This is a genomic window from Mesorhizobium sp. M1423 (genome assembly GCF_040317575.1).
Lineage (GTDB): Bacteria > Pseudomonadota > Alphaproteobacteria > Rhizobiales > Rhizobiaceae > Mesorhizobium.
Window position 1 is genome coordinate 188,586 of sequence record NZ_JAMYKU010000007.1, and the last position, 18,147, is coordinate 206,732.

16 protein-coding genes are annotated in these 18,147 nt (G+C 64.4%); 13 read left to right on the forward strand and 3 right to left on the reverse strand.

Annotated features, from left to right (window positions below; genetic code table 11):
• Positions 1-67: 67 nt before the first annotated feature.
• Both fcl and NKG95_RS11720 read right to left on the reverse strand, forming a co-directional pair.
• Positions 68-1,030 carry a GDP-L-fucose synthase gene (gene fcl / locus NKG95_RS11715; protein ID WP_353040679.1) on the reverse strand — a complete coding sequence of 321 codons (963 nt, stop codon included), beginning with the start codon at positions 1,028-1,030 and terminating at the stop codon, positions 68-70.
• Between the two features lie 163 nt (positions 1,031-1,193).
• Positions 1,194-2,348, reverse strand: coding sequence for a dihydrodipicolinate synthase family protein (locus NKG95_RS11720; RefSeq protein ID WP_023719064.1), 1,155 nt, complete (start codon positions 2,346-2,348; stop codon positions 1,194-1,196).
• Between the two features lie 243 nt (positions 2,349-2,591).
• Here NKG95_RS11720 and NKG95_RS11725 point away from each other — a divergent pair, with 243 nt between their 5' ends.
• The 13 genes from NKG95_RS11725 to NKG95_RS11785 all read left to right on the forward strand — a co-directional run bounded on the left by NKG95_RS11725 (position 2,592) and on the right by NKG95_RS11785 (position 17,301).
• Entirely contained in the window at positions 2,592-3,647 is a 1,056-nt protein-coding gene (locus tag NKG95_RS11725) for a LacI family DNA-binding transcriptional regulator (protein ID WP_353040680.1), read from the forward strand.
• Entirely contained in the window at positions 3,644-4,660 is a 1,017-nt protein-coding gene (locus tag NKG95_RS11730) for a Gfo/Idh/MocA family protein (RefSeq protein WP_353040681.1), read from the forward strand. The genes NKG95_RS11725 and NKG95_RS11730 overlap by 4 nt, the downstream gene beginning before the upstream one ends.
• Entirely contained in the window at positions 4,657-6,258 is a 1,602-nt protein-coding gene (locus tag NKG95_RS11735) for an acyl CoA:acetate/3-ketoacid CoA transferase (protein WP_353040682.1), read from the forward strand. Before NKG95_RS11730 ends, NKG95_RS11735 begins: the two co-directional genes overlap by 4 nt.
• Positions 6,251-7,027, forward strand: coding sequence for an enoyl-CoA hydratase/isomerase family protein (locus tag NKG95_RS11740; protein ID WP_352845567.1), 777 nt, complete (start codon positions 6,251-6,253; stop codon positions 7,025-7,027). Before NKG95_RS11735 ends, NKG95_RS11740 begins: the two co-directional genes overlap by 8 nt.
• A 25-nt stretch (positions 7,028-7,052) precedes the next feature.
• A complete protein-coding gene (locus NKG95_RS11745) occupies positions 7,053-8,564 on the forward strand; it encodes an aldehyde dehydrogenase family protein (RefSeq protein WP_353009948.1) in 1,512 nt (503 codons plus the stop codon).
• A 60-nt stretch (positions 8,565-8,624) separates the two neighbouring features.
• Positions 8,625-9,878 (forward strand): ABC transporter substrate-binding protein, encoded by a 1,254-nt coding sequence (locus tag NKG95_RS11750; RefSeq protein ID WP_031194023.1) that lies wholly within the window; start codon positions 8,625-8,627, stop codon positions 9,876-9,878.
• Positions 9,879-10,022: 144 nt separating this feature from the next.
• Positions 10,023-10,982, forward strand: coding sequence for a carbohydrate ABC transporter permease (locus NKG95_RS11755; protein WP_353019930.1), 960 nt, complete (start codon positions 10,023-10,025; stop codon positions 10,980-10,982).
• Positions 10,979-11,923, forward strand: coding sequence for a carbohydrate ABC transporter permease (locus NKG95_RS11760; RefSeq protein ID WP_023719057.1), 945 nt, complete (start codon positions 10,979-10,981; stop codon positions 11,921-11,923). Before NKG95_RS11755 ends, NKG95_RS11760 begins: the two co-directional genes overlap by 4 nt.
• Before the next feature lie 4 nt (positions 11,924-11,927).
• Positions 11,928-13,043, forward strand: coding sequence for an ABC transporter ATP-binding protein (locus tag NKG95_RS11765; protein ID WP_023719056.1), 1,116 nt, complete (start codon positions 11,928-11,930; stop codon positions 13,041-13,043).
• A gap of 5 nt (positions 13,044-13,048) precedes the next feature.
• Positions 13,049-14,563 (forward strand): GMC oxidoreductase, encoded by a 1,515-nt coding sequence (locus NKG95_RS11770; protein WP_353040683.1) that lies wholly within the window; start codon positions 13,049-13,051, stop codon positions 14,561-14,563.
• A complete protein-coding gene (locus NKG95_RS11775; RefSeq protein ID WP_023719054.1) occupies positions 14,560-15,321 on the forward strand; it encodes a 3-ketoacyl-ACP reductase in 762 nt (253 codons plus the stop codon). Before NKG95_RS11770 ends, NKG95_RS11775 begins: the two co-directional genes overlap by 4 nt.
• Before the next feature lie 29 nt (positions 15,322-15,350).
• On the forward strand, positions 15,351-16,979 hold the full coding sequence (locus tag NKG95_RS11780; RefSeq protein WP_352481919.1) for a GMC family oxidoreductase: 1,629 nt from the start codon (positions 15,351-15,353) through the stop codon (positions 16,977-16,979).
• 10 nt (positions 16,980-16,989) lie between these two features.
• Positions 16,990-17,301, forward strand: a complete 312-nt coding sequence (locus NKG95_RS11785) for a Dabb family protein (RefSeq protein WP_352845560.1) — start codon at positions 16,990-16,992, stop codon at positions 17,299-17,301.
• Here the strand turns inward: NKG95_RS11785 and NKG95_RS11790 are convergent, their stop codons facing one another.
• A complete protein-coding gene (locus NKG95_RS11790; protein ID WP_023719051.1) occupies positions 17,302-18,147 on the reverse strand; it encodes an EamA family transporter in 846 nt (281 codons plus the stop codon). It abuts the gene before it with no gap.

Here is an 18,147-nt window from a genome sequence, read left to right on the forward strand (position 1 = left end):
CGGTGTTTTCATCGGCTGACGTTCTCGGCCTGATCCGATCCTGACGCCGAGCTCGCCAATACCGACCTCAGGCCGCGCCGAGGCGAAGATCGCCAGTCTCGACGTGCTCCAGAAACCAGGCATAGGTCTGTTCCAATCCGCTGCGCAACGAGTAGCGCGGACGCCAGCCGGTGGCGAACAGGCGCGACACGTCCATCAGCTTGCGCGGCGTGCCGTCCGGCTTTGTCGGATCGAATGTGATCGTGGCATCGGCGCCGGCGACCGACACGATGGTGCGGGCAAGGTCGGCAATGGTGATGTCTTCACCCGAACCGACATTGATGTGGCTGTCGCCCGAATAATTCTTCAGCAGCCAGACCAGGGCGTCGGCGGCGTCGTCGACATGCAGGAACTCGCGCATCGGCGTGCCCGATCCCCACACCTCCAGGGTCTTGCGGCCGGCGCGCCTGGCCTCGTGCGCCTTGCGCATCAGAGCGGGCACGACATGGCTGGAATTGAGGTCGAAATTGTCGCCCGGGCCGTAGAGATTGGTCGGCATCGCCGAGATGTAGTCGACACCGTGCTGACGCCGGTAAGCCTGGCACAGTTTCAGCCCGGCGATCTTGGCGATCGCATACCATTCGTTGGTGGGTTCGAGCGGGCCGCTCAGCAAGGCGTCCTCGGAGATCGGCTGCGCCGCGAATTTGGGATAGATGCAGGATGAACCGAGAAACAGCAGCTTCTGCACCTCGTTACGGAAGGCGCTGTCGATGACATTGTTCTGCATGACGAGGTTGTCCTGCAGAAAATCGACCGGAAGCCTGTCGTTGGCCAGGATACCGCCGACCTTGGCCGCTGCCATCACCACTGCATCCGGCTTGCGGTCGGCCATCCAGCGCCGCACCCCGGCCTGGTCGAGAAGATCGAGCTCGGCGCGCGAGGCGGTCAGGACCTCGCAATCCTCGTCGGCCAATCTGCGCAGGATGGCCGAGCCGACCATGCCGCGATGCCCGGCGACAAAAACGCGCTTGCCCTGAAGGTCGAAGGTCATCAACTCACCCCAATGCAGAACGGCAGCTTTGCCAGTGGCCGGCGGAGCGCCGGATCGGCTTCTCTGTTGCCGGACGCATACCGCATACAGATTTATCCAGACAAGCCAAATCGCAAAACCACCCAAACCAGGCGTTTGGATCAGACGCTGTAACGTCTAGCGATCAGACACCCGCTACTGCGCAGAGGCTTGTCATTCTGGCGATGGCGAGTTCCGGCTCGGCCAGCAACCCCGCCTGATCGGCAAGGCGAAAGACATCGGCATAGTGACGGATGCCGCGCGCCGATTGCATGCCGCCGATCATCGAAAAGTGCTCCTGATGGCCGTTAAGCCATGCCATGAAAACGATGCCGGCCTTGTAATATTCGGTCGGCGCCTCGAAGATCTTGCGCGACAGCGGCACTGTCGGGACCATCAGCGCGTCATAGCCGGCGCGGTCGCCGTCGGCCAGCTTTGCCAGCGCCGCATTGGCGACGGGCGCGATGGCATCGAAAATGCCGAGCAGCGCGTGCGAATGCCTGTCGCCGTCGCCGGCGATCAGCTCGGGGTAGTTGAAGTCGTCGCCAGTGAACATCACCACGCCCTCGGGCAGCCGGTCCCTGAGCGCGATCTCCTTGCCGGCATCGAGCAGCGATATCTTTATGCCTTCGACCTTGCCGGCATGGCGTTCGATGATCGCGATCACCGTCTCGAGCGCAGTTTCGAAATCGCTGCTGCCCCAGTAGCCTTTCAGCGCCGGGTCGAACATATCGCCCAGCCAGTGCAGGATGACCTTGCCGGAGGACTGGGACAGGATGCGGTCGTAGACACTGACATAATCGTCGGGCCCTTTGGCGACCGCCGCCAGTGCACGGCTGGCCATCATGATCGCCTTGCCGCCAAGTCCTTCGATGAAGCCGAGCTGCTCTTCATAGGCCGCGATGACATCGGCGAGCGTGCTCGCGGCGCCCGGCGCCAGATGGTCGGTGCCGGCGCCCGACGCGAGATCGGCGCCGTCGACGCTGCGCGCCTCGGCGATCGAGCGGCGGATTAATTCCCTGGCATTTGCCCAGTCGAAACCCATGCCGCGCTGCGAGGTGTCCATCGCTTCGGCGACGCGGAAGCCGAGCCGCCAAAGGTGACGGCGAAACGCCATCGTCTTGTCCCAGTCGACTGCCGGCCGGGACCACGGATCGGTCATCGCCACAGGATCGGCGACCACATGGGCGGCGGCATAGGCGATGCGCGAGAACCGCGCGCCGGCCGCAGGCTGCACCGGCTGGCCGACAAGCCGGTAGCGGATGCGGCCGCCGCCTTCCCCTGGCAAGGTGATGTCCATGGCTCTCTCCCTTCCCAGCGCCTATTAAATGGAACGTTCCAATAAATCAAGATGCTTTGCCGCTCCGCCGTGCGCCGGTCGAATTGCGGCAGCGCAACAGCAGAAAGCCATACACTCCTTGGCAATTGGGCGCCATGAGCCGCATTTTCACGGATTCGCAAAAACGCGATTGACTCAAATCCATAGGAGGGATTAGATCGTTCCAATAAATCGCATAAGAAACCATCGGGAGGACAGATCTGGATGGCCAGCCGGGCCAAGGCAACGATACTCGACATAGCCCGTGAGGCGGGCGTGTCCAAATCGACGGTTTCGCTGGTGCTGCAAGGCAGCGGGCTGATCCGGCCTGAAACTGCGCTCAAGGTTCGCAAGGCGATCGAGGACGTCGGCTACGTCTACAACCGCGGCGCCGCCAATCTGCGCAAGGCCCATTCCAATGTCATCGGCATGGTCATCAACGATCTCACCAATCCGTTCTTCGCCGAACTGGCGGTCGGCATGGAGCGCGTCTTCCAGTCGGCCGGCGTCGTGCCTTTCATCGCCAATACGGCTGAAAACCCGGTGCGCCAGGAAGAGGTTCTGAAATCGCTGATGGAGCAGGGTGTCGCCGGGCTCGTCGTGTCTCCCGCGCGCGGCACCACGCCCGGCGCGTTCCGCCGCCTTGAGACCGCGGGCGTTCCGGTTGTCTTCGTCATGCGCCGCCTCCCCGAAAGCCGCATCCCGGTGATCACGCCCGACAATCATCGCGGCGCCTATCTCGCTACCGCCCATCTGATCGGTAAGGGCCACCGCCGGCTGGCCTTCTTCGGCGGTTCGTCCGACCTTGTCGTCTATCACGAGCGGCTGGGCGGCTTTCGCGAGGCCTGTGAAGCGCTCGGCATCGCACCGGCCGACAGGCTGGTCTTCGAGGGCGAAACCAGCCGCAAGGGCGGCATTGCCTGCCTGGAAACCGCGCTCGCCATGGCCGCGCCGCCCACTGCGGCCCTTTGCTTCAACGATGCGGTCGCCTTCGGCGTCTTGCTGGCGCTACGCAAGCGCGGCCTGGAGCCTGGCGCGGACTTTGCCGTCGTCGGCTTCGACGACGTCGCCGAGGCCGAGCACTATATGCCGGCGCTGACCAGCGTGTCGGTGAACACCGCCGGCCTCGGCGAGCGCGCCGCCCATGTCGTGCTGAGGATGATCCAATCGCGCACCACGCGCGCCGAGGATCATATCGGCGCCGTCAACCTCGTGGTCAGGGAAAGCTGCGGCCCCGATCGCAAGGAGCATAGCTGCGCAGGAATAGGAGACGCGGCATGACCGTCAGTTGGGGGCTGATCGGCGCCAGCACGATCGCAAGACAGTTCATGATCGGCGCCATCCGCGCGCAGCCGGACGGCGAGATCGCCGCAGTGATGAGCTCCAGCCCGGAGCGCGCCGGCACCTATGCCAGCGAAAACCGTATTCAGGCGGCGGTCACGACGCTGGACGCCCTGCTCAAATCCGATATCGACGCCGTCTACATCTCGACCACCAACGAATTGCATCTCGAACAGGCACTCGCCGCCCTCGAGGCGGGAAAGCATGTGCTGTGCGAAAAGCCGCTGGCGCTGACCAGTGCCGACGCCCGCAAGATCGTCGCGGCGGCCAGGGCCGCCGGCGTCGTGCTCGGCACCAATCACCATTTGCGCAATGCCGGCTCGCATCGGGCGATGCGCGCAGCGATCGCTGCCGGCCGCATTGGCAGGCCGATCGCCGCGCGCGTCTTCCACTCTGTCTATCTGCCGGAAAACCTGCAGGGCTGGCGCATCACCAGGCCGGACGCCGGCGGCGGCGTGGTGCTCGACATCACCGTCCACGATGCCGATACGCTGCGCTTCGTGCTCGGCGACGATCCAGTCGGGATCTCGGCCTTCACACAATCGGCCGGCATGGCCGCCGGCGGGCTGGAAGACGGCGCCATGTGCCTCTGGCGCTTCGCATCGGGCGTCATCGCCCAGTCGCATGAGGGCTTCACCACCAAGTTCGCCGGGACCGGCTTCGAGGTGCATGGCACCGAAGGCTCGCTGATCGGCAGGGACGTGATGACGCAGAAGCCAGTCGGCTCTGTGTTGCTGCGAACGGCACAGGGCGAGGAGGAATTGAGCTTCGATCGCGAAGACCTCTATGCCCGTTCGCTGCGCCAATTCCACGCGGCGATCCGCGGCGAGGGCCAGCCTTCCGCCACCGGCGAGGACGGCGTCTGGTCGCTGACCGCGGCCGAAGCGGCATTGCAGTCGGCCAGGTCCGGCAAGGCCGTTGCCATCGACCCGAAGCTCGGGAGTGCTGGGTGAGCAAGCTCGTCTCCGCGACTGAGGCTGCCGGCCTGATCAAGGATGGTATGGTCGTTTCCGTGTCATCGTCGAGCGGCCTCGGCTGTCCGGACGCGGTGCTGGCCGCCATCGGCGAGCGCTTCGACGCGGATGGGCATCCCAAGGATATCACGACGCTGCACCCGATCGCCGCCGGCGACATGTACGGCATCAAGGGCATTGATCATCTCGCCAAGCCCGGCTTGTTGAAGCGCACTTTGTGCGGCTCCTATCCATCCGGGCCGTCCTCGTCCGAACCGCCGCAGATCTGGAAGATGATCGGCGACAATTCGGTCGCCGCCTATAACGTGCCGTCCGGCATCCTGTTCGACATGCATCGCGAGGCCGCCGCCAAGCGCCCCGGGGTGCTGACCAAGGTCGGGCTCGACACCTTCGCCGACCCGCGCCACCAAGGCTGCGCCATGAATGCCGCCGCCAGCGAGCCGATCGTTTCCGTGCAGCAGTTCGATGGCGAGGAGTGGCTCTATTTCCGCTCGATCGTGCCGCAGGTCGCGATCATCCGCGCCACCACCGCCGACGAGCGCGGCAACCTCACCTATGAGCATGAAGGCGCCTATCTCGGCGGCCTCGAACAGGCGCTGGCCGCTCGCAACAATGGCGGCATCGTCATCGCGCAGGTCAAGCGCGTCGTCGAGAACGGCACGCTGAAGCCGCACGATGTGCGTGTGCCCGGCGTGCTGGTCGATCATATCGTGGTGGCGCCCGACCAGTTGCAGACGACGCTGACGCCCTACGATCCGGCCATCTCCGGCGAGATCTTCCGGCCAATGTCGAGCTTTCGCAACGCTGAAATGAACGTCCAGAAGGTCATTGCCCGCCGCGTCGCCATGGAGCTTGCCGACGGCATGGCCGTCAATATCGGCTTCGGCATCTCGGCCAATGTGCCGCGCATCCTGCTCGAGGAAGGCCAGCACGGCAAGGTCACCTGGGTCATCGAACAGGGCGCGGTTGGCGGCGTGCCGCTGCTCGACTTCAAGTTCGGCTGCTCGTCGAACGCCGACGCTTTCATGCCCTCGCCGCACCAGTTCATCTATTTTCAGGCTGGCGGCTTCGACGCCTCGCTGCTGTCCTTCCTGCAGATCGACCGCCACGGCTCTGTCAATGTCTCGAAGCTTTCGGCGCGGCCGCATGTCACCGCCGGCGCCGGCGGCTTCGTCGACATCACCGCACGGGCGAAGAAGATCGTCTTTTCCGGTTTCTTCAATGCCGGTGCCAAACTCTCATTGGCCGATGGCGGCATCCGCATCGACCAGGAGGGCAAGGTCAAGAAAGTCGTCGGCGAGGTCGAGCACATCTCCTTCTCGGGCAAGCGTGCCGTCGCCCAAGGGCAGGACATCACCTACATCACCGAGCGCTGCGTGATGAAGCTGACGCCGGCAGGGCTGATGGTCACCGAGCTGGCGCCGGGCATCGACCTTGAACGCGATGTGCTGGCGCAGGCCGAGATCCCGCTTGCTGTCGCCAACGACCTCAAAGTGACGCCGGACGCGCTCTACCACGACCGACCGATCGGCCTGTTGCTTAATAGCGGCGCCTCGCTTGGGGGCGCACATGGCTGAGCGTCTAGTAACCTTTGAAACTGACGGCGCCATCGGCATTGTCACGCTGCGCCGGCCGGAGAAATTCAACGCGCTCGACATTCCGATGCTGCGGGCGCTGGAAGCGGCACTCGACGAGGCCGAGGCGGCGGATGGCGTCCGCGTCGTGCTGGTCTGCGGCGAAGGCAAGGGCTTTTGCGCCGGCGGCGATGTCGAAGCATGGGCAGAAATGAGCGCTGTCGACTTCCAGGTGCAATGGGTGCGCTACGGCCACCGCGTCTTCGACCGGCTGGCGCGGCTGCGGCAGCCGACGATCGCCGTGCTTGCCGGCCATGCGCTGGGCGGTGGGCTGGAACTGGCGGCTGCATGCGACTTCCGCGTGGCAGAAACACAGGTGAAGCTGGGTTTCCCCGAGACCTCGATCGGCGTCGTTCCCGGCTGGTCCGGCACACAGCGCGCCGTGCGCCGCTTCGGTGCACAGGCGGTGCGGCGGATGGCGCTTGGCGGCGAGGTGTTTCTGGCAACCGATGCGATGGCGTGGGGGATTGTCGACCGGGCGGTCGAGACCGGCAAGGCGTTCGCGGACGCCAAGGCCTGGGCCGGCAAGATCGCCGAGCGCGGGCCGCTGGCAACCGAAGCCGCCAAGCTGATGATTGCCATCGCCGAAGGCGAAGAGAGTGCCGCCGCGACCGAAGCGCTGGCCAGCGGCTTCGTTGCGCTGACGAGCGATCTCAGGGCCGGCGTCGAGGCTTTCAAAGCCAAGCAGAAACCGGCGTTTTCAAGATCATAGAATGCGAGCGGAACCTGGAAATCACATGAACGCGCCTCTTAACATCACCATGCCCGCCGAGGCAGCCGCAGCGCCGAAAAGCTACCGACTGCTGATCGGCGGCAAGTTCGTCGGCGCCCAGGACGGCCGCACGCTGGAGCGCAGCAGCCCCGGCCACGGCTTCACCGTTTCGCGCTATGCGCAAGCCGGCGCGGCGGACGTCGAGGCGGCGGTACAGGCCGCGCACAAGGCCTTCGAGACCGGCCCGTGGCCGCGCATGAAAGCCGCCGAGCGCGCCGCGATCCTGCTCAAGACGGCTGGCCTGATCGAGGCGCGACTGGACGAGATTGCCCGGCTCGACGCGCTGGAATCCGGCAAGCCGATCGCCCAGGCGCGCGGCGAGATCGGCGGCGCCATCGACATCTGGCGCTATGCTGCGGCACTCGCCCGCACGCTTCACGGCGAAAGCTACGCCAATCTCGGCGATGCCATGCTCGGTGTCGTGCTGCGCGAACCGATCGGCGTCGTCTCGATCATCACGCCGTGGAATTTCCCGTTCCTTATCGTCAGCCAGAAACTGCCCTTCGCGCTCGCCGCCGGCTGCACGGCGGTGGTCAAGCCGAGCGAGATGACCTCGGCCTCGACCTTCGTGCTCGGCGAGATCCTGATGCAGGCCGGCTTGCCCGATGGCGTCGTCAACATCCTTGCCGGGCTGGGCGCCGATGTCGGCGCACCGATGGTCAGCCATCCGCTGGTCGAAATGGTGTCGTTCACCGGCTCCACCCGCGTCGGCAAGATGACCATGGCGTCTGCCGCCAACTCGCTGAAGAAAGTCTCGATGGAGCTCGGCGGCAAGAACGGCCAGATCGTCTTTCCCGACGCCGACCTCGAGGCCGCCGCCGACGCGGCGGTATTCGGCGGCTTCTTCAATGCCGGCGAATGTTGCAATGCCGGCAGCCGGCTGATCGTCCATGAGGCGATCGCCGACGAGTTCCTCGGCGCCGTCAAAGCCCTCACCGCCAAGGTGGTTGTCGGCGACCCGCTCGACGACCGCACCAAGGTTGGCGCGATGATCTCCGCCGACCATGTGGCCAAGGTCACCGGCTACGTGACGGCAGCGGAAAACGACGGCAGCCGGATTTATACTGGCGGCAAGCAACTTGCATCCAGCGCCGGCCAGTATCTCGACCCGACCATCATTCGCGACGTCACCGAAGACATGGCCATTGCGCGCGAGGAAGTGTTCGGTCCGGTGCTCTCGGTGCTGACTTTTGAATCGATTGAAAGGGCGTTGCACATCGCCAACAACACGCCCTATGGTCTGTCGGCGGGCGTGTGGAGCGCCAGCATCGATACCTGCATGTCGGTGGCGCGGAATGTGCGTTCGGGAACCGTTTGGGTGAACACGTTCATGGAGGGTTACCCCGAACTGCCTTTCGGCGGCTACAAGCAGTCCGGTTTGGGACGCGAACTCGGCAAGCGCGCCGTCGAGGATTATACCGAGGAAAAGACAATCCAGTTTCATCGCGGCCAGCGCACCGGATGGTGGGTCGGCTGAGTTGGGAAGAACCCGGTGGCCATCCGCCGGTCGTTGTAAGTTCAACAAGGGAGGAAGTACATGTTGCGCAAACTGCTTATCGGGACGGCACTCGCGTCGGGCGTTGCGTTCGCGGCCCATGCCGAGGACGTCAAGGAAGTCCAGATGCTGCATTGGTGGACGTCGGGCGGCGAAGCTGCCGCTCTGAACGTGCTCAAGCAGGATCTGGCCAAGGAAGGCTTTGCCTGGAAGGACGTGCCGGTGGCCGGCGGCGGCGGCGACGCCGCCATGACCGCGCTGAAGGCGATGGTGGCGGCCGGCAACTACCCGACCGCCTCGCAGATGCTTGGCTATACCGTGCTCGACTACGCCGCAGCCGGCGTCATGGGCGACCTGACCGAGACGGCGATAAAGGAAGGCTGGGACAAGTCCGTTCCCGCGGCCCTGCAGAAATTCTCGGTCTATGACGGCAAGTGGGTCGCGGCCCCGGTCAACGTCCACTCGGTCAACTGGCTGTGGATCAACAAGGCGGTGATGGACAAGATCGGCGGCACCGAGCCCAAGACCTTCGACGACTTCATCGCGCTGCTCGACAAAGCCAAGGCGGCGGGCGTCATCCCGCTCGCGCTGGGCGGCCAGAATTGGCAGGAAGCCACCATGTTCGACTCGGTCGTGCTGTCGACCGGCGGGCCCGAGTTCTACAAGAAGGCCTTCAACGACCTCGACGAGGAGTCGCTGAAGTCCGACACGATGAAGAAGTCGTTCGACAATCTCGCCAAGCTCGTCACCTATGTCGACCCGAACTTCTCGGGCCGGGACTGGAACCTCGCCACCGCCATGGTCATCAAGGGCGATGCGTTGGTGCAGGTGATGGGTGACTGGGCCAAGGGCGAATTCAACGCCGCCAAGAAGGTCCCCGGCACCGACTTCCTGTGCTACCGCTTCCCCGGCACCGATGGCAGCGTCGTCTACAACTCCGACATGTTCGGCATGTTCAACGTTCCGGAGGACCGCAAGGCCGCCCAGATCGCCTTGGCCACCGCCACTCTGTCGAAGAGCTTCCAGTCGGCCTTCAACGTCGTCAAGGGCTCTGTTCCGGCCCGCACCGACGTGCCGGACACCGATTTCGACGCTTGCGGCAAGAAGGGCATGGCCGATTTGAAGGCCGCCAATGAAGGCGGCACGCTGTTCGGTTCGCTGGCGCAAGGCTATGGCGCGCCTCCGGCGGTTGCCAACGCCTACAAGGATGTCGTCTCGAAGTTCGTGCACGGCCAGATCAAGACCTCGGACGAGGCCGTGACCCAACTGGTCAGCGCGATCGAAGACGCCAAGTAAGGCACCGCCGATGTGAATGATCTCCCCGGCGCAAGCCGGGGAGATTTCCCTGCGGCGAGGTTTTGCGGTTGCGCCGACCGGCACGCTTTCGTGCCGCAGAGCCCGCGACAGCCGAATTCCGGACCCGCCATACGGAATGGACAGATGAGTACAGTTGCTGAAACCAGTATCACGCTGACGCCGGAGCACGATGCCCGTCCGGGCGCCTCGGTGCGCTCGCGCCTTCAGGACGCGCTGCCGAAGCTCGTGCTAGCGCCAAGCTTTGCCGCCACCGTCGTCTTCGTCTACGGCTTCATCCTGTGGACGATCTATCTGTCCTTCACCAACTCCAAGACCTTTCCCTCCTACGCCATCACCGGGCCACGCGCCTATCAGCGGCTATGGCGCTGGACCTTCGAAAGCGATCCGCCGTCCAGCTGGTACACGTCGATCACCAATATGGGGATTTTCGGCTTCCTCTATATTTCCATCTGCCTGGCACTCGGCCTGTTCCTGGCGATCCTGCTTGATCAGAAGATCCGCGGCGAAGGCATGTTGCGGCCGATCTATCTCTACCCCATGGCACTGTCCTTCATCGTCACGGGCGTTGCCTGGAAATGGTTTCTCGACCCCGGCCTCGGCCTCGAGCAGACGTTGCACCAGTGGGGCTGGACGAGCTTCCATTTCGACTGGATCAAGAACAAGGATTTCGTCATCTACACGGTGGTCATCGCCGGCGTCTGGCAGGCTTCGGGCTTTATCATGGCGATGTTCCTGGCCGGCCTGCGCGGGATCGACGGCGAGATCATGAAGGCGGCGCAGATCGACGGCGCCACCACCTTCCAGCTCTACCGCCGCATCGTCATTCCGCTGCTGCGGCCGATCTTCCTTTCGGCGTTGATCGTGCTCGCGCATCTCGCCATCAAGTCCTACGATCTGGTCGTCGCGCTGACCAGCGGCGGGCCGGGCGGCTCGGCCTGGCTGCCGTCGAACTTCATGTATGAGTACACCTTCAAGCGCAACGAAATGGCCGTCGGCTCGGCCAGCGCCGTGATCATGCTGATGACCATCACCGCGATCATCGTTCCCTATCTCTATTCCGAGCTCCGGGAGAAGCCGCGATGAGCGCCGTGGCCACTCCTGCTCGCCAGAACACTGGCGGTATCCGCGCCAGGACGGTCAACCGCATCGTCATCTACGGGCTGCTGGCGCTGTTCGCGCTGTTCTACCTGATGCCGCTATTCGTCATGCTGGTGACCTCGTTCAAGACCATGGACGAAATCCAGAACGGCAACATGCTGGCGCTGCCGCAAGCGCCGACTTTCGCACCCTGGATAAGGGCGTGGAGCGAGGTCTGCTCGGGTCTCACCTGCGTCGGCATGAAGGGTTATTTCTGGAACTCGATCAAGATGGTGGTTCCAGCGGTCGTCATCTCGACCCTGCTCGGCGCGCTCAACGGCTATGTGCTGACGAAGTGGCGCTTTCGCGGGGCGACGCTGGTGTTCGGGCTGATGCTGTTTGCCTGCTTCATCCCGTTCCAATCGGTTCTCTTGCCGATGGCAACGATCCTCGGCAGCTTCGGCCGGTTCGGCGTCAAGCTGCAGAACGCGACCGGCCTCACCTTCGGCTTCGGCAATCCGACGGTGAACCTGGTGTTCGTCCACGTCGTCTACGGCATCGGCTTCACCACCCTGTTCTTCCGCAATTACTACGAAGCGTTTCCGAATGAATTGGTGAAGGCGGCGCAGATCGACGGCGCCAGCTTCTTCCAGATCTTCCGGCGCATCATGCTGCCCAACTCGCTGCCGATCATCGTGGTGACGGTGATCTACCAGTTCACCAATATCTGGAACGACTTCCTCTTTGCCTCCGCCTATGCCGGCTCCGGCGACGTGATGCCGATGACCGTGGCGCTGAACAACGTCGTCAACACCTCGACCGGCGTCGTCGAATACAACGTCAACATGGCGGCGGCGATGATCGCCGCGCTGCCGACGCTCCTCGTCTATGTGCTCGCCGGCCGCTATTTCGTGCGCGGCCTGATGGCCGGCGCCGTCAAAGGATAATCGCATGGCTTTTCTGGAAATTGACGGGTTGAAGAAGCGTTTCGGAGCGGTCGAGATCCTGAAAGGCATCGATCTCGACCTCGAAAAGGGCGGCTTCCTCGTGCTGGTCGGGCCCTCCGGTTGCGGCAAGTCCACGCTGCTCAACACCATTGCCGGCCTGGAGACCATCACCGAAGGCGAAATCCGCGTCGACGGACGCACGATCAACGATCTCCACCCCTCCAAGCGCGACATCGCGATGGTCTTCCAGAGCTACGCGCTCTATCCGAACATGACGGTCGCCGGCAATATCGCCTTCGGCATGGAGATGCGCGGCGTGCCGGCCGACGAGCGCCAGAAGGCCATCGACAAGGTGGCGAAGGTCCTGCAGATCGGCCATTTGCTGAAGCGCAAGCCAAGCCAGCTTTCCGGCGGCCAGCGCCAGCGCGTCGCCATGGGCCGGGCACTGGTGCGCGATCCAAAGCTGTTCCTGTTCGACGAGCCTTTGTCCAACCTCGACGCCAAGCTGCGCGTCGACATGCGCATCGAGATCAAGCGCCTGCACGCCACCACCGGCACCACCATCGTCTACGTCACGCACGACCAGATCGAGGCGATGACGCTGGCCACCAAGATCGCGGTGATGCGCGACGGCGAGGTGCAGCAGTTCGGTACGCCGGCCGAAATCTATAACAATCCGGTCAACCTGTTTGTTGCTGACTTCATGGGCTCGCCGGCGATGAACCTGATCCCGGCGACGATCGGCAGCAACGGCAGCGGCTTCTCCGTCGTCATGGAGCGCGAGGCGCGCCAGCCGATCTCGCTGCCGCTGGCCAATGCGCCGGCCGGCCTGTCGGCGTTCCAGGGAAAACCGATCATCTTCGGCGTCCGCCCGGAAGCACTGACCGATCCCGAAGGCGCCGAACGCAACGCCTCGAACATCGCCCGCGCCGACTGTCACATCGAGGTCATCGAGCCGGCCGGCTCGGATACGTTCGCGGTCACCAATCTCGGCGGCAAGGCGGTGGTGGCGCGGCTGCGCGCCGACGCCAACATCCAGCCCGGCACGGTCACGCCGCTCGCCTTCAACCTGACCAAGGCGGTGTTCTTCGATCCGGCGACCGAGAGACGCATCGTCTGACGGCCATGACAAATCCAGATATCGTCATCATCGGCTCCGGCATAGGCGGCGCCACGATCGCTTCCGGCCTTGCCGGCGGTGGCGCCTCGATCCTGATGCTGGAGCGCGGCGAACCGCTGCCGGCGACGCCGCATACACGCGACACCCGCGCCATCTTCGTCGATGGCCACTACCGGCCGAAGGAGATGTGGCTCGAGGCCGGGGGTGCCGCGTTCAACCCTGGCAATTACTACTATGTCGGCGGCAATTCGAAATTCTACGGCGCGGTGCTGATCCGCTACCGCAGGCAAGACTTTTCGGAGATGGAGCACTATGGCGGCATCTCGCCGGCCTGGCCGTTTTCCTATGAGGAATTCGAACCCTGGTATTCCAGGGCCGAGCAGCTTTTTCGCGTGCGTGGTGCGCTCGGCGAAGACCCGACCGAGCCGTTCCACTCGACGCCCTACCCTTTCGGCCCGGTACCCGACGAGCCGCCTATCGCGCGTGCGCGCGCCGAGTTGAAGAGCCTGGGCCTGCATCCGGCATCGCTGCCGCTCGGCGTCGACATCGAAGCCTGGCTGAAAGACGGCAGCACGCCGTGGGATGCGTTTCCCAACACCGGCGCCGGCAAGGTCGACGCGCAAACGGGGCCGCTGGCGTCGGCCCTTGCCGACCAGAACATCAAGCTCGAGACCGGCGCGCATGTCGAACATCTCGAAGCATCGCCGGACGCCAGGACGATCGCCGCCGTCCATTATCGACAGAAAGGTACGCTGAAGAGCGTCGCGCCGAAGCTGGTCATCCTGTCGGCCGGCGCGGTCAATTCCGCCGCCATCCTGCTGCGTTCGCCTTCCCCCAACGGCAAAGGCGGCGGCAAAGGCCTGGCCAACCGCTCCGACCAGGTCGGCCGCAACTTCATGAACCACAATTCGAGCGCCATGCTGGCGATCGATCCGCGCCGCCGGAACAAATCCGTCTACCAGAAGACGCTGATGCTGAACGACTATTATCTGTCCGACGGCAAGGGCGGCAAGCCGCTCGGCAATGTCCAACTCCTCGGCAAGATCGACGGCAACATCCTCAAGGCCAATGTCAGGCGCGCGCCCAAATTCGCGCTCGATTTCATGGCCGGCCGCGCCGTCGACTGGTATCTGATGTGCGAGGACCTGCCCGATCCCGAGAGCCGCATCATGGTCGACGGCAAGGACATCATCATGCAGTGGCGGCGCTCCAACATGCAGTCGCTCGACGGGCTGACCAAGGTGATGCGCGAGAATTTCCGCGCCTGCGGCTATCCGATCGTCCTGTCGCGGCCGTTCGACAAGCGCACGCCCTCGCACCAGTGCGGCACGGTGAAGATGGGCAATGACCCGGCGACCTCGCCGCTCGACCCATTCTGCCGCTCCTTCGACCACAGCAATTTGTTCGTCGTCGATGCCGGCTTCCTGCCGAATTCGGCCGCCGTCAATCCGGCGCTGTCGATCGCCGCACAGGCGCTGCGCGTCGCCGACCACATCCGCAAGACGGAGCTCGCAACATGAGCCGCCCGGCAGCGATCGTCACCGGCGGCGCGCGCGGCATCGGCCTTGCCTGCGCCGAGGCGCTGGCCAGCGCCGGCTTCGACATCCTCGTCGCCGACCTTGCCAACGAAGCCGCCGACGGGCTCGCCGCCGACATCACCGGGCGCGGCGCGAAGTTCGCCTATGTCAGCGGCGACATCGCCGACCTCGACGACCATGCAGCGCTGATCGATGCCGCGACAAGCGCCTTCGGCCGCATCGACTGCCTGGTCAACAATGCTGGCATCGGCACCGTCCTGCGCGGCGACCTGCTTGAACTCAAGCCGGAAAATTTCGACCGGGTGCTCAGCATCAATCTGCGCGGCACCGTATTCCTCAGCCAGGCCGTTGCCAAAGCGATGCTCGACCTGCCGAGCGATGGTGCGAGGTCGATCATCACCATCACTTCGGTCAGTGCCGCCATGGCCTCGCCGGAACGCTCCGATTACTGCATTTCCAAGGCCGGGCTTTCGATGTGGGTGAAGAACCTGGCGCTGCGGCTTGCCGCCGAAAACATCGCCGTGTTCGAAGTGCGGCCGGGCATCATCCGCACCGACATGACCGCGGGTGTCACCGCCAAATATGACGGATTGATCGACGGCGGCCTGGTGCCGGCAATGCGCTGGGGCGAGAGCAAGGATATCGGTGCCGCCGTGGCGGCGCTCGCCGGGGGCAAGCTCGGCTTTTCGACCGGCTCGGTCATCAATGTCGACGGCGCGCTGTCCGTGCCGAGGCTATGAACAGGTGACGCCATGATCGACTACATCCCATGACTGACTACATAATTGTCGGCGCCGGCCCGGCCGGCTGCGTACTCGCCAATCGGCTGAGCGAAGATCCGTCGCATCAGGTGCTGCTGCTCGAAGCCGGCGGCAAGGACTGGCATCCCTTGATCCACATGCCGGCCGGTTTTGCCAAGATGACCAAGGGCATCGCCGCCTGGGGCTGGTCGACGGTGCCGCAAAAGTACATGAACGATCGCGTCTTCCGGTACACGCAGGCCAAGGTGATCGGCGGCGGCTCTTCGATCAACGCCCAGATCTACACGCGCGGCAACGCCCGCGACTACGATGCCTGGGAGAAGGAAGAAGGCCTTGCCGGTTGGGGCTATCGCGACGTGCTGCCCTATTTCAAGCGCGCCGAGAACAACCAGCGCTATGCCAACGATTTTCACGGCGACCAAGGCCCGCTCGGCGTATCGAACCCGATCGCGCCGCTGCCGATCTGCGAGGCCTATTTCCGTGCCGGACAAGAGATGGGCATTCCCTTTAATCCCGACTTCAACGGCGCCAGCCAGGAGGGCGTCGGCTACTACCAATTGACGCAGAAGGACGCAAAACGCTCCTCCGCCTCGGTCGCCTATCTCAGGCCGATCCGCGAGCGCAAGAATCTCACCATCAGGACCGGCGTTCTGGTGACACGCATCGTCGTCGACAAAGGCCGCGCTGTCGGCGTCGAGATCGTCGACAAGCCGGGCGGCCAGCCAACGATCCTGCACGCCGAACGCGAGGTGATCGTCTCGTCCGGCGCCATCGGCTCGCCGAAGCTTCTGATGCAGTCGGGCATCGGCCCGGCCGACCATCTGAAGGCGGTCGGCGTGACGCCGGTGCACGATTTGCCCGGCGTCGGCTCTAATCTGCAGGATCATCTCGACCTGTTCGTCATCGCCGAATGCACCGGCAACCACACCTATGACAACTACGCCAAGCTGCACTGGACGGCGTGGGCCGGCCTGCAGTATCTTCTCCTGAAGAAGGGCCCCGTGGCCTCCAGCCTGTTCGAGACCGGCGGCTTCTGGTACGCCGATCCGACCGCCGCCTCTCCCGATATCCAGCTGCATCTCGGCCTCGGCTCCGGCATCGAGGCCGGCGTCGAGAAGCTGAACAATCCGGGCGTGACACTGAACTCGGCCTTCCTGCGCCCGCGCTCGCGCGGCACGGTGCGGCTGAACAGTGCCGACCCGGCCGACCGCCCGCTGATCGATCCGAACTATTGGTCCGATCCCTATGACCGCGACATGTCGATCAAGGGGCTGAGGCTGGCGCGCGAGATCATGCGGCAGAAGGCGCTGCAGCCCTACGTGCTGCGCGAGGTACTACCGGGACCCGACCTGCAGACCGGCGACGAACTGTTCGACTACGCCTGCCGCAGTTCCAAGACCGACCACCACCCGGTCGGCACCTGCCGCATGGGCCACGATGCGATGAGCGTGGTAACGCCCGATCTCAAGCTGCGCGGCATCGAGGGCCTGCGCGTCTGCGACGCCTCGGTGATGCCGCGCATCCCCTCCTCCAACACCAACGCGCCGACGATCATGGTAGGCGAAAAGGGCGCCGATCTGATCCTTGGCCGGGAGCCGCTGCCGCCGGCGGTGTTTTCCACCAACCGAGCGGCATGAGGGACAAAGAATGATCAGGCACTGTGTTTTCGTCAGATTCCGCAACGATGTCGCCACCGCCGAGCGCGCGGCAATCCATGGCGATCTCGAAGCGTTGCGGCCGGTGATCGACGGCATGGGCAAGGTCGAGTTCAGCGCCAACACCAGCCCAGAACCCTTCGCCCGCGGCTTCACGCACGGCTTCACCATCGACTTTCGCGATGCGGCGGCACGCGATGCCTATCTGGAGCATGAAGCGCACCAGCGAGCCGGCGCGAGACTGGTCGCGGCGCTCGAAGGTGGCACGGACGGGCTGATAGTGTGCGACCTGGAGATCGCGTGACTATCCCAGTCTCAGCGCAACGACGCCGGCGACGATGCTAAGCACCGCAGCACCTCGCCATGCCGTCATCTTCTCGCCGAGCGCGAACACCGAGATCATCATGGCGAACAGGATCGATGTTTCGCGCAGCGACGCCACCGAGGCGATCGGCGCCTTGGTCATCGCCCACATCACGATCCAGTAGGCGCCGCCGCTGAGCACGCCGGTATAGATTCCCGCCTTCCAGTCGCGCGCCAGCACCGGCAGCGCCCGTGGGCCGCGAAAGACGACGCACAGCACCAGCGCCCACAGCGCGTCGCAGACGAACAGCCAGGCCGCATAACTCGACGCGGTGGCGGCGAGCCGCGCGCCGCTGCCGTCCGACAGCGTATAGCTGGCGATGAAGATCGATGTGCCCAGCGCGAAGCCGACGGCGCGCAGGTTCAACTTCTCCAGATGCGCGCCGCCGCGAAACGACAGCACCAGCGTGCCCGCCGACAACAAGACGATGCCGACGATAGCGAGCGGCGCCGGCATCTCGGCCACAACCACAATGCCCCCCAAAGCAGCCAATAGCGGCGCGGTGCCGCGCGCCAGCGGATAGGTCTGGGCGAAATCGCCGGCCTTGTAGGCACCGATCAGGAACGTCCTGTAGCCCATGTGGAAGACAACCGAGGCGAGGATGTATGGCCACACTTCCGGCTTCGGCACCTCGACGAAAGGCAACGTCACCAGCGCGGCGGCACCCATGCCGGCCGTCATCAGCGTAATCGACAGGAAACGGTCGAGATGGACCTTGACCAGCGCGTTCCAGATCGCATGCATGGCCGCAGCGGCAAGCACCGCGAAAAAGACAAACAGGCTCAT